Origin of the sequence: Streptomyces sp. MZ04 (assembly GCF_004684775.1) — a bacterium.
GTDB lineage: Bacteria > Actinomycetota > Actinomycetes > Streptomycetales > Streptomycetaceae > Streptomyces.
This window is the reverse complement of the sequence record NZ_SRIC01000003.1, coordinates 1-12,359: the sequence shown is the minus strand read 5'-3', so window position 1 is coordinate 12,359 and position 12,359 is coordinate 1. Positions and strand designations below refer to the sequence as shown.

11 protein-coding genes and 1 pseudogene are annotated in these 12,359 nt (G+C 71.0%); 2 read left to right on the top strand and 10 right to left on the bottom strand.

Annotated features, from left to right (window positions below):
• Nucleotides 1-6: 6 nt before the first annotated feature.
• From E2651_RS01385 to E2651_RS01355, 8 genes and pseudogenes are all read right to left on the bottom strand, one after another.
• Nucleotides 7-234, bottom strand: a complete 228-nt coding sequence (locus E2651_RS01385; protein WP_135329083.1) for a type A2 lantipeptide — start codon at nt 232-234, stop codon at nt 7-9.
• Between the two features lie 354 nt (nt 235-588).
• A pseudogene (locus E2651_RS01380) lies at nt 589-1,426 on the bottom strand (TauD/TfdA family dioxygenase).
• 409 nt (nt 1,427-1,835) lie between these two features.
• On the bottom strand, nt 1,836-1,913 hold the full coding sequence (locus E2651_RS46075; RefSeq protein WP_348541599.1) for a putative leader peptide: 78 nt from the start codon (nt 1,911-1,913) through the stop codon (nt 1,836-1,838).
• Between the two features lie 183 nt (nt 1,914-2,096).
• Nucleotides 2,097-4,907: a DUF5682 family protein gene (locus E2651_RS01375; protein ID WP_135329082.1), complete on the bottom strand. Its 2,811-nt coding sequence runs from the start codon at nt 4,905-4,907 to the stop codon at nt 2,097-2,099.
• Between the two features lie 47 nt (nt 4,908-4,954).
• A complete protein-coding gene (locus E2651_RS01370) occupies nt 4,955-6,079 on the bottom strand; it encodes an AAA family ATPase (RefSeq protein WP_135329081.1) in 1,125 nt (374 codons plus the stop codon).
• Between the two features lie 61 nt (nt 6,080-6,140).
• The gene (locus tag E2651_RS01365) at nt 6,141-7,661 is read right to left on the bottom strand and encodes a VWA domain-containing protein (RefSeq protein WP_245238488.1); all 1,521 of its coding nucleotides are present in this window, start codon (nt 7,659-7,661) and stop codon (nt 6,141-6,143) included.
• Entirely contained in the window at nt 7,658-9,055 is a 1,398-nt protein-coding gene (locus tag E2651_RS01360; protein WP_135329080.1) for a hypothetical protein, read from the bottom strand. The genes E2651_RS01365 and E2651_RS01360 overlap by 4 nt, the downstream gene beginning before the upstream one ends.
• Nucleotides 9,055-9,561, bottom strand: coding sequence for a hypothetical protein (locus tag E2651_RS01355; protein WP_135329079.1), 507 nt, complete (start codon nt 9,559-9,561; stop codon nt 9,055-9,057). Before E2651_RS01355 ends, E2651_RS01360 begins: the two co-directional genes overlap by 1 nt.
• Nucleotides 9,562-9,731: 170 nt before the next feature.
• Here E2651_RS01355 and E2651_RS01350 point away from each other — a divergent pair, with 170 nt between their 5' ends.
• A complete protein-coding gene (locus E2651_RS01350; RefSeq protein WP_135329078.1) occupies nt 9,732-10,190 on the top strand; it encodes an Rrf2 family transcriptional regulator in 459 nt (152 codons plus the stop codon).
• Nucleotides 10,191-10,215: 25 nt separating this feature from the next.
• On the opposite strand, the gene E2651_RS01345 is transcribed toward E2651_RS01350, so the two are convergent.
• Nucleotides 10,216-10,656, bottom strand: a complete 441-nt coding sequence (locus tag E2651_RS01345; protein WP_135329077.1) for a hypothetical protein — start codon at nt 10,654-10,656, stop codon at nt 10,216-10,218.
• A gap of 59 nt (nt 10,657-10,715) precedes the next feature.
• Nucleotides 10,716-10,937: a hypothetical protein gene (locus E2651_RS01340; protein ID WP_135329076.1), complete on the bottom strand. Its 222-nt coding sequence runs from the start codon at nt 10,935-10,937 to the stop codon at nt 10,716-10,718.
• A 171-nt stretch (nt 10,938-11,108) separates the two neighbouring features.
• On the opposite strand from E2651_RS01340, the gene E2651_RS01335 reads away from it, so the two are divergent.
• Nucleotides 11,109-12,332: an acyl-CoA dehydrogenase gene (locus tag E2651_RS01335; RefSeq protein ID WP_135329075.1), complete on the top strand. Its 1,224-nt coding sequence runs from the start codon at nt 11,109-11,111 to the stop codon at nt 12,330-12,332.
• The last annotated feature ends 27 nt before the right edge of the window (nt 12,333-12,359 follow it).

The following is a 12,359-nucleotide window of genomic DNA, read 5'->3' as shown; positions in this document are numbered from 1 at the left end:
AGATGCTCAGAGACCGGCGACCGTGCTGGTGGCCAGGCCCGCGAGGGGGGCGGTGTTCAGGCCGGTGGTGCCCTCGACGACGCCAACGACGCCGGCAACCGTGGAGGAGACCGGGGCGATCGAGTCGACGGCGCCGGTCACGGTGCCGACGGCAGCGGCGGAGAGGCCACCCGAGACGTTGTCGAGGTCGGCGTCGGAGATCTCGAGGGTCTGGACCTGGGGGGTGGAGTTCATGATGTGAGCTGCCCTTCTCATGGTTGTTGCAAAGATGTTTCTAAGAATGCGGAACCCAAACTGCGATTTCCGCGTGGGCAGGATCAAAGCACGTTCGCATGTCGCACATCCAATCGGTCGGACGGCCGTCCGCTGTGAATGCGACGACGAATCACCCCTGCGTGCAGGCATGTTCACCGTGTGGCAGCAGCTCCTTCACAAGCTTCACATGAGGAAATCGGGCGGGCCGCGGGACTCCCTTCAACAAAGCGGACACTCCCTCCCCAATAGCGTCTGATCTGTGGCTCATACACACGGCTTTGTGTGAAGTGTTCGCCGAATACGGTGACTGGACCGGGTATTCGATGTGCAGGTTTATTGAAGGCCCTCCGAACCCTCCGCGACCGTGCCGTCCGTGGAGGCACCGGAAGCGATCCCGTGCACGGGCTCGGGAACGGACCGCGGGGTGAGCAGTGTCGAGCGCCGCCCGTCGACGCCGACCGGCACGTCGCCGTCGATGGTGACGCGGCGCAGGGTGCGCTCGTGGTCGTCGGAGTCGTCCACGCCGTAGTGCTGTCAGGGTGCGTTCCCCGGTCTCGGGGTGGACGCGCACCACGGGGTGCTCGGTCTGGAACGTGACCGCGGTGAACACCTTCCGGTGCTGTTCGAGCGCCGCCGTCGAGGCGCCGGGGCGTACGGCCGCGTAGTCGTAGTCGTTGGTGTGTACGCCGCGCAGGCTGTCGGCGAGGATCCGCAGCGGCTCGGGCAGCTCGGCGTAGGCGGCCGCGGTGTTGGCCCACAGCGTGTTGCCGCCGTACGGCGGGATGACCTCGGCGCGGAGGATGGAGAACGCCGGATAGGCGGGCACGAAGGTGACGTCGGTGTGCCACTGGCTGGCGCGGCCGCCGTGGTCGTTGTCGATGCCGAGGGCGTAACGGCCGTCGACGGACGGCACGGTGGGGTGGGCGACGGGGGTGCCGAGCAGCCGGGCGAAGGCCTCATGGCTCTCCCCGTCCAGGTGCCGCTGGTCGCGGAAGAAGACGACCTTGTGCTCGAGGAGCGCGGCGCGGACGGCGGCCACGGTCGCCTCGTCCAGGTCGCCGCCGAGGCGGACGCCGGAGATGACGGCGCCGATGCGGCCGCCGACCTTCTGGACGGTGACGGCGGGGGTCTGGGCGTCGTGCGGTGTTTCCACCGCGGGTGCGGAGGTCATGGGGCCGGTATCCCTTCGATGGGCAGCACGGATCACCTCGCCCCGGTCTCGGCCGAGTTGAGGGTGAGGTGGTCGCGTTGCGGAGGTGATGAGGATGATGAGGGTGAGAGCCGCCGGGCGGTTTGGTGAGCCGGGCGGCTTGGCGAGCTGGGCGGCTTGGCGACGAGCCGGGCGGCTTGGTGAGCCGGGCGGCTTGGCGACGAGCCGGGCGGCTTGGTGAGCTGGGCGGCTTGGCGACGAGCCGGGCGGCTTGGTGAGCTGGGCGGCTTGGCGACGAGCCGGGCGGCTTGGTGAGCCGGGCGGCTTGGTGAGCCGGGCGGCTTGGCGACGAGCCGGGCGGCTTGCGAACAGCCACGTACACGCCGACTAGGCGTACGCGGGCGAAGAGGCCGCGCGCGAGAGAGGCCGGTCAGGCCAGGCGCGGGCGACACGCGGCCGAGGCGAGGCGGCCCAGGTCTACGTGGAGCCGCGGGACAAGAGGGGTCATCGCGGTCATGTCCAGGAGCATGACCGTCGGCCGGAAGCACGGTCAAGGTGCCGGTGGCTCGCTTCACGACCTTGCAACGCGCGGGTTCGCGGAACGCTCGTGCTGCCGGACATCACGAACTCGCCCGCGGCTTCGCGGTACTGCCGCGAGCCACGGACGAGTTCGGAGGTCACCCCGTCGAGGTCAGGCGCCGGACAGCAGCGCCTCCAGCGCCAGTGCCGTCTCGGGATGACGACCGACCAGTGCGGCACCCGACGGGCCCGCATCCGCCGTCTCCCACGTCCCCTCGCAGCCGAGCAGGCTCGCCACCGCGTCGCACGTCGCGGGGTGGGCGGCGAGCAGCGTGGACCCGGAGACACCGTCGGCGCGCCCCGCAGGACGCGTCGCCACCGGCTCCGGCTGCGCCAGCCACGGCGGTACCCACGCGTCAAGGGCCGCGAGCTTGCCCGGGAAGATCCGTCCGGCCTCGCGGATGAGGAGCGGCGCCAGGTCCGTGCCGCTGCCGCGCAGGGTGGTGATGAGCGTCGGCAGCCACGGCAGGAGCACCGGGTCCGGCAGCCGTCCGAACGCGTTGGACACCGCCTCCACGACGAAGTCGGTGAGACCCGGGACGGGCTCCAGGGCGTGCACGAAACCGCTCAGGTAGCGCGGATAGGCGGGCACCACCAAGGGGTTGCCCAGGAGTTCGTCGCACCTGGCCCGAAGGTCCGCACGGGACAGGTTCCCCAGCTGCGTCTGCGCGGCCCACAGCAGCGCCGTCTTCGACGGATCCTGCGGGTGCGACTGGGCGACCGCGAGCTCCAGCTGGGTCCGGTCGCAGCCGAGCGAGAGGGCCAGGCTCTCCATGCTGAACAGGAAGCCCAGCATCGCCGCCACCTGGCGCACGGTGGCGTCCTCGTCGGTGAACGCCGTCGGCAGCAGGGTGCAGTAGTGCGCGTACCCGGCCTTGACGAAGGACTCGATCCACGGCGGAAGCGACGGCTCACTGGTGCGGTAGTGGGCGAGCAGCCGCCGCACCCGGCGCAGCACTTCCGGCGCGCCGTCCACGCTGCGTTCGGCCGAGAGCACCTCGAGCGCTCGGGTGCCAAGGTCGTCGGCGAGGCGGCGGCTGCGCAGGTACAGCGTCGCGTCCTCGACGGCTTGCAGGACCGTGGCCGCGGTGGCCTGCGGGCCGTACGCGGTGCGGCGCAGCCGTTGCTCAAGGACCTGTTCGATGCTGACGCCCTCGTAGCCGAGCTCGATGAGCGCGCGCTGGTGGGTGCCCAGAGCCAGGTCCCAGGACTCCTGGATCGACCGCTCCCCCAGTTTCCGTTCGCCCATGATCGGCCGTGCGGCTCCGTGCGGCATCAGATGGCGCAGCATCCACAGCACGTCGGAGCACGCACCGAGCTCCGGCTGCCCGGCGATGTCGAGCAACGCCCGCCGCACTCCGCGCTTCTCCAGGGGCAGGTTCAGCGGGGCGAGCCGGTCGTGCACATCGCGGGCCAGCGGTGGCAGCGATGCGTAGCCGACCTGCCCGATCCGGTCGCCGCCCATCATGATTTCCACGAGGCGGCGTATGTCGCGCCGGCCGGGCACCGAGTCCTTCTCTATGCACGTGACGGCCGCGTCCTGGAAGTCGTACGGCGTGGGCCTGGCCCGGTCGCGCATCCCGGCGAGCAGGATCGACGTCTCGAACACCGCGATGGCGTCGGCGGTGGAGGCGAGATAGCCGTTGCGGCGCGCGGCGCGCACGATCTCCACCGACCAGCCGAGCAGTTCGGCCTCGTCGAGCCGGTCGAGGGCGGGCGGCTGCCGCAGGAAGCCGGTCAGCTTGTCCGAGGGCTCGGCCGCCGGCACGGGCGGTGGCGCGGCCGTCGCCTTCTTGGCCTTGGACTTCTTCGTGCCCGCCTGTCCCGCGAGGCGGTACGGCTCCGTCCTGGTGCGCTTGAGGTTCTTCGCCCAGACCGTCGCGGCGATGGACACCGAGCCGGCGGCGAGGCCGAACTGCGCCTCGATCGCCGCGTGGCTCGACGGGATCAGGCCGTGCTGCCACTTGGTGGCGCTGCGCGGGCTGATCTCGAAGCTGTCGGTGCCGTGCGCGCCGAACTCCTCGACGCGGCTTGCCGCGTGGAAGGCGCCGCACACATAGAGGCAGTCGGCGGGATCGGTGCCGGTCGCGGCCAGGTGCTCGCGCATCCTGGTCCACATGTAGCGCTCGCGGTCCTCGTCGACCCGCACCCGGTGCGGGTCGCCCGGCGCAAGGCGCCGGAAGAGGCTTCCGATCAGGAGCATCACCTGGCGGTAGGTGTCGTGGTCGCTGTCGCCCAGCGGCAGTTCGACGTACTGGTGCCACCACTCCGACCAGTGCCGCACCCGGCCGTGGCGCAGCAGGTGCTCCTCCAGTTCGGCGAACCGCGGGCGCAGGTCGCCGATCTCCACCCCGACCGCGTCGCCGTGCAGCGCTGCCTCCTCCTCGGCGGGCGGCACGTCCGGATCGGCCGGGTCCTCGGCGTGCTTGCCGCGCGTGTCCCACTGGAAGACGTGGTCCGATGAGCGGTCGACGAGGACCAGTTCGACGCCCGGTGTGTCCAGTGCGTAGGCGATCGCCTGGTACTCGGCCGAGGCCTCGGTGATCGGTGCGACCACCGACAGCGGCGCCCAGTCGGCGGGGAAGCCGTCGATGTCGGTGGCGAACGCCTGGACCGCCACCGGGAGTCTGCAGTTGCGCAGTTCGGTCAGGAGCGGCGCCATGTCCTCGCACAGCTCCACGTACACGACCTTCGGCTGCTTCTCGCGCAGGCGGCGGGCCATCGCGAGCGCCGACGCGGGCGAGTGGTGGCAGACGGGGAAGATCTCCAGCGGCTCTCCGAGGGCGCGGTCGACGTCGTCGACGAGGCCGAGGAGGATGCCCTGCAGCGCGTCGGGCCCGTCGGCGAACGTCGCGGCGGCCTCCTGCAGCTGTCCGCGCAGGGCCTCGAAGGTGCCCTCGTGGGTGCTCGCTTGAGTGCTCACTTCAGTGCTCACTTGGTTGCCCACTTGGTTGCTCACTTGGTTGCTGCTCACGACAGGGTGGCGATCGCGTCGCGGCCGCCCTCCAGAAACTCCGGCCAGGATCCGCCGACTTCCTTGCTGCGCGGCTCGACGACGCCGTGCAGATACTTGTTGAGGATGGCCAGGTCCTCGGGCTCGCGCCGGGCCAGTGATCCCACCAGCGAGGAGGCCAGCGTGTGCGCGGTCAGGGCGCGCTCGCCGAAGAAGTTGCTGTGCAGTATGGCGTCCTCGAGCACACCGATCTGTTCGGCGGTGGACAGGGCGGACTCCAGCTTCTCGTCGTCGCTGGCGGCCGCGGCCGCTGACGCGCGCAGGTCGGCGAAGCTCTGCAGCAGTACGTCGAGCAGTGTCGGCGGCACGTCAAGGTCGATCTGGTGGCGGCGCAGCAGTTCCTCGGTGCGGAAGCGGACGATCTCCGTCTCGCTCTTCTTGTTCGTCACGACCGGGATGCGGACGAAGTTGAAGCGGCGCTTGAGGGCCGACGACAGGTCGTTGACGCCGCGGTCGCGGCTGTTGGCGGTGGCGATGACGGAGAAGCCGGGCTTCGCGAAGACGATGTTGTCGCTGTCCGCGTCGCTGCCCAGTTCCGGTACGGAGATGTACTTCTCGGACAGGATCGAGATCAGCGCGTCCTGGACATCGCTGGTGGAGCGCGTCAGTTCCTCGAAACGCCCGATCGTGCCGGTCTCCATCGCCGTCATCATCGGCGAAGGGATCATCGACTCCCGCGACTGGCCCTTGGCGATGACCATGGACACGTTCCAGGAGTACTTGATGTGGTCCTCGGTGGTGCCGGCCGTGCCCTGCACCACCTGCGTGGAGTTGCGGCAGATCGCCGCGGAGAGCAGCTCGGCCAGCCAGCTCTTGCCGGTGCCGGGATCGCCGATGAGCAGCAGTCCGCGGTCGGAGGCCAGCGTGACGATGGAACGCTCGACGAAGCTGCGGTCGCCGAACCACTTCTGCGAGATCTTCCGGTCCAGGCCGTCGGAGCGCTCGGAGCCCAGGACGAACAGGCGGACCATCTTGGGGGAAAGCCGCCAGGAGAAGGGCTTGGGGTTGTCGTCGACGGACTCGAGCCAGTCCAGCTCCTCGGCGTACTTGAGCTCGGCGGGGGCGCGCAACAGATCGGACATGGCAGGGCCTTCCTCGAAAAGTGTTCAGGTCAAGGGGAGAGAGCGGTCGAAGCCCGGAGCGTCAGGCGAGGAACGACTTGAGCTCGTGGACGAGCTTCTTTATGTGGCCGGAGAGCACCGGCGCACCGAGGTCCTTGAAGCGCTCGCGGAACCACGGGTTGACGCTGCCGCGCCCTGAGCTGGTCACCGAACCGACCGGGATGAACTTGGCCCCCGAGCGGTGGATGGCCGCCATCGACTCGAACAGCGGCTCGCTGCGCCACTCGTAGAAGTCGGAGATCCATACGACGACGGTGTTGCGGGGCTCGGCGATCTTCGGCTGGGCCAGCGCCATGGCGACCGTGCCGTCGGTGCCGCCGCCGAGCTGGGTGCGAAGGAGCGTCTCGAAGGGGTCGTGCACCCAGGGCGTGAGGTCGAGCGCCTGGGTGTCGTACGCGATGAGATGGACGTCCACCTTGGGCAGCCCGGCGAAGATCGACGCCAGGATCGTGCAGTTCACCATCGAGTCGACCATCGAGCCCGACTGGTCCACGACGACGATCAGCCGCTGGGGCGTCGTCTTGCGGGCGGTCTGCCGGTAGTAGAGGCGGTCGACGTAGAGCCGCTCCTCCTCGGGGTCCCAGTTGGTGAGGTTCTTCCAGATGGTGCGGTCGAGGTCGAGGTTGCGGAACACCCGCTTGGGCGGCACCGAGCGGTCGAGGGTGCCTGTCGTGGCCTTCTCCACCTGGGTGCGAAGGACTTCGGCGACCTCGTCGACGAAGCGGCGGATCAGCGCCTTGGCGTTGGCCAGGGCCACGCCCGAGAGGTTGTCCTTGTCGCGCAGCAGCTGCTCGATGAGCGACATGCTCGGGGTCAGCTGCGAGGCGAGCTTGGGGTCGGCGAGGACCTCACGCAGGTGCATGCGCTTGACCAGGTCGGCCTCGATGGAGCCCAGCTCCGGGCCGATCGCCGGGATGAGCCGGCTGAGGTCGGGGGTCGTGCCCCGGCCGCCGGTGCCGGTCGGGCTGACGCCCTGTCCCCCGCCGCCTGTGACCGCTCCCGTGCCTGCGCCTCCTGCCCCTGTGCCTCCCGCACCGGCCCGGCCGCCGCGCAGATCGCCGGGCTTGCAGCCGAGCGCACGCTCCAGCCAGCCCGCGTCGGACTGCCAGCGCGCCAGCTGCCCGGCGGTGACCGTGCCGGATCCGGTGGCGAACACATTGAGCAGCGTCTTCGACACGAGAGCGGCGCGCCGCACTTCGGCGGCCCGATCGCGGGCACCGTCGGCGGAGTCGGGCTCGGGCGCCATCAACCCGTCGAACTCGGCGGCCAGTTCCGGGTGGCGCTGCACGATCGAGTCGACGGAGGCCCCCGGGTCCAGGAGCGCCGAGGGCAGTCCGATGTCCTCGACGACGGCGAGACTCGCCGACTCCAGCGTGGGCTGCTCCTCGGGGTCGAAGAGCCGCGCGAGGAGCCGCCAGTACAGGACCTGCCGACGGTTGTCGTCGGGGTCCGCCTCAGGGCTCTGCGGGGTCGCGGACCGCTGGGCGTCCTCCGCCCTCCGCACGGTGTCCTGGGCCGTGTGCCCGGTCGTCTGGTCCGTCATTTCCGCAGCAGCCTTCCCGCGCGCTCCCGCAGCACGGCCACCGCGTCGGTGGCGGCCTTCTCCGCCTTGACACCGGCCTTGTCGGTCGTGCCTCCGGCCCATCCCCCGGCGTGGATGGCCACGGTCTTCTTCCGTACGGTCGTCTCCACGGCCAGCGGCTGGAGGCGGTACGCCCCGGCGTCCCAGTGGAGCAGTCCGATGCACGCTCCGGACGCGGCGACGGCCTTGGGGGTGAGCGGTCCCGCGGCCGGGATGCGGTCGGTGTCGACGGGCAAGGGGTGTCCGGCCACCGTGAACGTCACCGCCTCGTCGTCCTCCTGCGCCGCGTACCCCTCGAGGAACACCGGGACGGCGATGCGCGCCGGATGCCGGTCCAGGGGTGCGGTCGGCGCGTCCGTGGCGGTGGGCAGGGCCACGCGGGCGGTCGCGAAGGCGTCCGCGGGCTCGCCCGCGCGGGCGTGGTCGTCGCCCCAGATGAGGTCGCCATCGGCGGTGACCGGCATGTCGGTGAGTTCCATCGAGCGGCCCTCGCCGAGCGCCGCGAGGAGCGACATGTGCGGGCGGAGCAGCTGCCAGAGGCCGGCTCCGACGACCGTGTCGGGCTTGGGCGCCGAGGCACTGGCCCGCACCAGGCGGGGAGCGCTGCCGTCGGCGGGCTCGAACACCGCGTGGACCTGGGCCTGTACGGCGGTCGCGTGTTCCTGCACATCGACGCCGAGGGGCAGCAGGCGGCCGGTGGCCGTGCCGGTGGCCGGGGCATCGGCCGCTCCGGGCAGGGTGAGGAGCATCGCGCGTGACCAGAGGTCGGCCCAGCGGCGTACCGGAACGCGTTCCAGGGTCACGCCCGGACAGGACGCGGCGAGTTCGGCGGCGAAGCCGTCCAGGAGGGTGGCCGGGCGGCGCAGGGCCGGGTCCGGGAGCATCGCGGAGACGATCTGCGCCGCGCCGGAGACCAGCTCGTGGTCGATGCCCTGCCACCCGGCGCGCGCCAGGTCGCAGAGCCAGGAGCGGGCCGCGGCAAGGACGTTCGCCGCTTCCTGCCCGCCGGGCGCCGACGCGGTCCGCTCGCCGCGGGGGCGTCCTGTCGCCTCCTCGACGCGGGTGAGCAGGGCGTCGTGGACGGAGCCGAGCAGTGCGGTGCGGGCCGCGGCCAGTGCGACGAAGTGGTCCTCGCTCGCGGCGCCGGCGGCGGCCTTCTCGGCGGCCTCGGCGACACGCGCCGACAAGGGCGATGCCGCGACGGCGTGGGCGAGTTGTGTCAGACCGGCGGCCTGGGCGGGCTGCGGACGGAGCAGGCCGGTGACGAGTGCCTGGTCGAAGGCGTCGACGGCCGTGACGGCCTCGTCGAGCCCGGCAATGTCCTCGGCGGCCTCGGCGAGCAGATCGGCGCGCATCAGGCGGCCACCGCCCTGGTCGGCGGGAACCACTGCATCTCGGGCAACGGCGCGGTGCTCGGGGCGAGTTCCAGGTACGCCAGGTGGCGCAGGAACCGGCTGAAGACGGGCGCGGCGGCCGTGGTGTCCCCCTGCGCCGGGCGGGTGCCGCTCATCTCGAAGGTGAGGGAGTGCGCGCTCGGCTCGCCGTCGGCGGCCTCGATCTTCAGGTAGCGGGCGACGCGCTCGGCGCCGTACTGCAGCACCGCCTCGCCGACGAGCGCCCGGATGTGGTTGCAGAACGAGCCGCGCGCGCCGCCGCAGGGCCGGTTGTTGTTGGTGCTGCACGCGAACGCGTACGTTCCTGCCGCGATCGACGAGACGTAGACCCGGCCGATGTCCGAACCGCTGGACACCACTCCCTGCAGGCGTCCGTCGGCCAGTTCGACGAACGGGACCTTGGCGAGCTTACGCGGCCGTGCGGGTGCGGTCACCCGCGCCGTGCTCGACCTCTCCCAAACTGACACCACACCAACTCCTCCACGCCAAAGGGACGTCCACGCCGGATCGGCGGGACATCAATGAACTTACTGGCGACCACTGACAACGCTGATCGCGGACGTCGGGCGCCTGCCGTTCACGACCGTGTGACCAGGGGCGATACGTTCCGTTCGGGGCGGTGCACCATAATGCGGCCATGCGGATCTCAGCCAGGGCGGACTACGCGGTACGTGCCGCGCTGCAACTCGCCGCGTGCCAGGACGACGGGCCCTTGAAGGCCGAGGCCATCGCGGAGGCTCAGGAGATCCCGCACAAGTTCCTCGAGGGCATCCTCAACGACATGCGCCGCGGAGGGCTCGTTCTCAGCCAGCGCGGCGGCAACGGCGGCTACCGCCTGGCCCGGCCCGCCGATTCCATCAGCATCGCGGATGTGATCCGTGTCGTGGAGGGGCCCTTGGTGTCGGTGCGCGGTGTCCGCCCGCCGGAGCTGGCCTACAGCGGACCCGCGGAGTCGCTGCTTCCGCTGTGGATCGCGCTGCGCGCCAATGTCCGCCAGATCCTCGAGGGCGTCTCGCTGGCCGACGTCGCGGCGGCCGAACTCCCGGCCCAGGTGACGGCGCTCGCCGAGGACCCGGCGGCTTGGACGAACCCTTAGTCAGACCCTCAGCCAGAGAAATTGGTCAGGCAAAGGCGGGCGCGGTCAGGTCGAGGGTCAGCTTGTTGCGCCAGTCGTTGGTGAAGACCGCGGTCGCTCCTTCGTGGCGCACACCGACGAACGGGTTGGAGAGGAACATGACGGCCACCCACCGCAGGGTGCCATCGGCGTCGAGACGGGCGAGATAGCCGATGTTGCCCATTCCGCTTCCCCCGCCGGACATCGACCCCGATCCGTCCGGCAGCGGGCTCTCGAAGCAGGGGTGCACATCGGTACAGCCGTCCTCCGCGATGGCCAGGGCCACGTCGACGGGCCCGCCCAGAAGGAAGGGGATCGGCTGCCCGGCGTCCGGGTGGTAGGCCCCCGGACCCTCCACGTGCACCTCCCGGCCGGTGTCGTCCGGCCGGTAGAGCCCGTCACGGAACGGCATCTCCCCAGCCGCCCACAGCCGTTCGATCAGTCCCACGGTCCGAGCCACGCCTCCTCTGGTTCCGGCTGGTACCGGCTGGTACCGGCTGGTACCGGCTACTTCCGGTTGCGCGGGTGATTGCGCGCCATGCGTTCGTTGCCGTGCTTGTAGGCACCCGTCCAACGGGCCATCACCAGTTGGGCATCGCCCGACTCGACCTCGGCGAGGAACTTCACGGCGCGCGCACCACGCAGTGTGCCTGCCGGGCGGCCGTGGTGGGTGATCGTCACGCTGGCGTCGGGACGCTGCTCGTAGGCGAACCCGGATGGTTTTGGCATGGTCGGATGCTAGGCATTCGGGCCGCGGTTCCGTAACCGAATTTCAGGGCGGGATCCCACAGACCGAGACTCCTCGGTCCACACCTTGAACACCCCCTTGCCGCAACAGGAGTTCGGATCCACTATTCCTATCAATCAGGTAGGGAAACTAGGAATCTGTGAGGCGTCTCCGTGACAACGCTGATCCCCTCCGCCTCGCCGCGCGTCGTCCGCGAACTCGCCGACGACCTCGCCGTCGACGCGGACCTGCGCGACCGTGCGGGCAAGCCTCCGTTCGACGAGGTCTCCCGGCTGCGCGAGGCGGGACTGTCCGCGCTCCTGACACCGCCAGGCACGGATGGCCCGCCCGGCGCTGACGGCACGTACGGCCGCGGCGTCGACTGGCGCACGGCGTGTACGGCGGTCAGGGACATCGCGGCGGCGGACAGTTCCATCGCCGAACTCCTCGCGCACCACCACGCCCTGTCGTGGAGTCCGCGGCTCTTCGGAACCCCCGAAGACGCCGCCGCGCTCGAACTGCGCGCCGTACAGGAACAGTGGCTCTGGGGCGGTGACATCGACCTGCCGGACGCGCAGACAGGCACCGGCCTCGCGCTCACCCCGGCCGCCGACGGGTACGTCCTCAACGGCCGGCGACCCCTGACCGCGGGCGTCGCCGTCGCTGACCGGCTCCTCCATACGGCGCGGCGCACGGACAGCGGCGCCTGGGTGGTCGTCCATGTGGACCCGGCCCACCCCGGGGTGTCCGCCGAGCCCGCGCACGATCTGCTCGGCCAGCGTCTGAGCGGGGCGGGCGGCGTCAGTTACGACGACGTACCCGTGGCGGCGCACCAGGTACTCGGCGGCGTTCCGGTGGACGAGCACGAGATCTCACCGTTCACCGCGCTCGCGCCGCTGACCCGTCGACTGCTGCTCGTCCACGTCGGCCTGGGCAACGCGGAGGGTGCCCTGGCCGAGGCGCGGGACATCAGCCGCGCCCTGCCACGCACCCGCCCGTCGGCAGATGCCGACGGCGGCGCGCACTACGGGACACCGCCCGCCGACCCCTATCTGCTCCTCGCCTACGGGGAGTTGGCGACGTCCGTCCACAGTGCGGGCGCGGTGGTGGACCGCGCGGCGCAGGCCCTGGCGCTCGGACTTGCGCAGGGCCCCGCGCTCGGTGCGGACGAGCGCGCCGACATCGCGTTCCTCGTCGGCGCGGCCGAAGCGGTCACCGCCGATTCCGCCCTGCACATCACCACCCGCGTCCTCGAACTCACCGCCGGCACCCCGACCCTGGCGACCGACCCCGGCCTCGACCGCTTCTGGCGCAACGCCCGCGCCCTGACCGCGCACGACTCCGCGGCGCACCGGCTGCGCGACATCGGGGAGCACTACCTCAACGCGCTTCCGTAGCCCCCCGCCGACGATCAGCCGTCCGCC

Coding starts and splice junctions, on each gene's coding strand:
- E2651_RS01340 (WP_135329076.1), bottom strand. CDS start 10,937: ATGCCAAAACCATCCGGGTTCGCCTACGAGCAGCGTCCCGACGCCAGC.
- E2651_RS01360 (WP_135329080.1), bottom strand. CDS start 9,055: ATGCGCGCCGATCTGCTCGCCGAGGCCGCCGAGGACATTGCCGGGCTC.
- E2651_RS01385 (WP_135329083.1), bottom strand. CDS start 234: ATGAACTCCACCCCCCAGGTCCAGACCCTCGAGATCTCCGACGCCGAC.
- E2651_RS01350 (WP_135329078.1), top strand. CDS start 9,732: ATGCGGATCTCAGCCAGGGCGGACTACGCGGTACGTGCCGCGCTGCAA.
- E2651_RS46075 (WP_348541599.1), bottom strand. CDS start 1,913: ATGACCCCTCTTGTCCCGCGGCTCCACGTAGACCTGGGCCGCCTCGCC.
- E2651_RS01370 (WP_135329081.1), bottom strand. CDS start 6,079: ATGTCCGATCTGTTGCGCGCCCCCGCCGAGCTCAAGTACGCCGAGGAG.
- E2651_RS01365 (WP_245238488.1), bottom strand. CDS start 7,661: ATGACGGACCAGACGACCGGGCACACGGCCCAGGACACCGTGCGGAGG.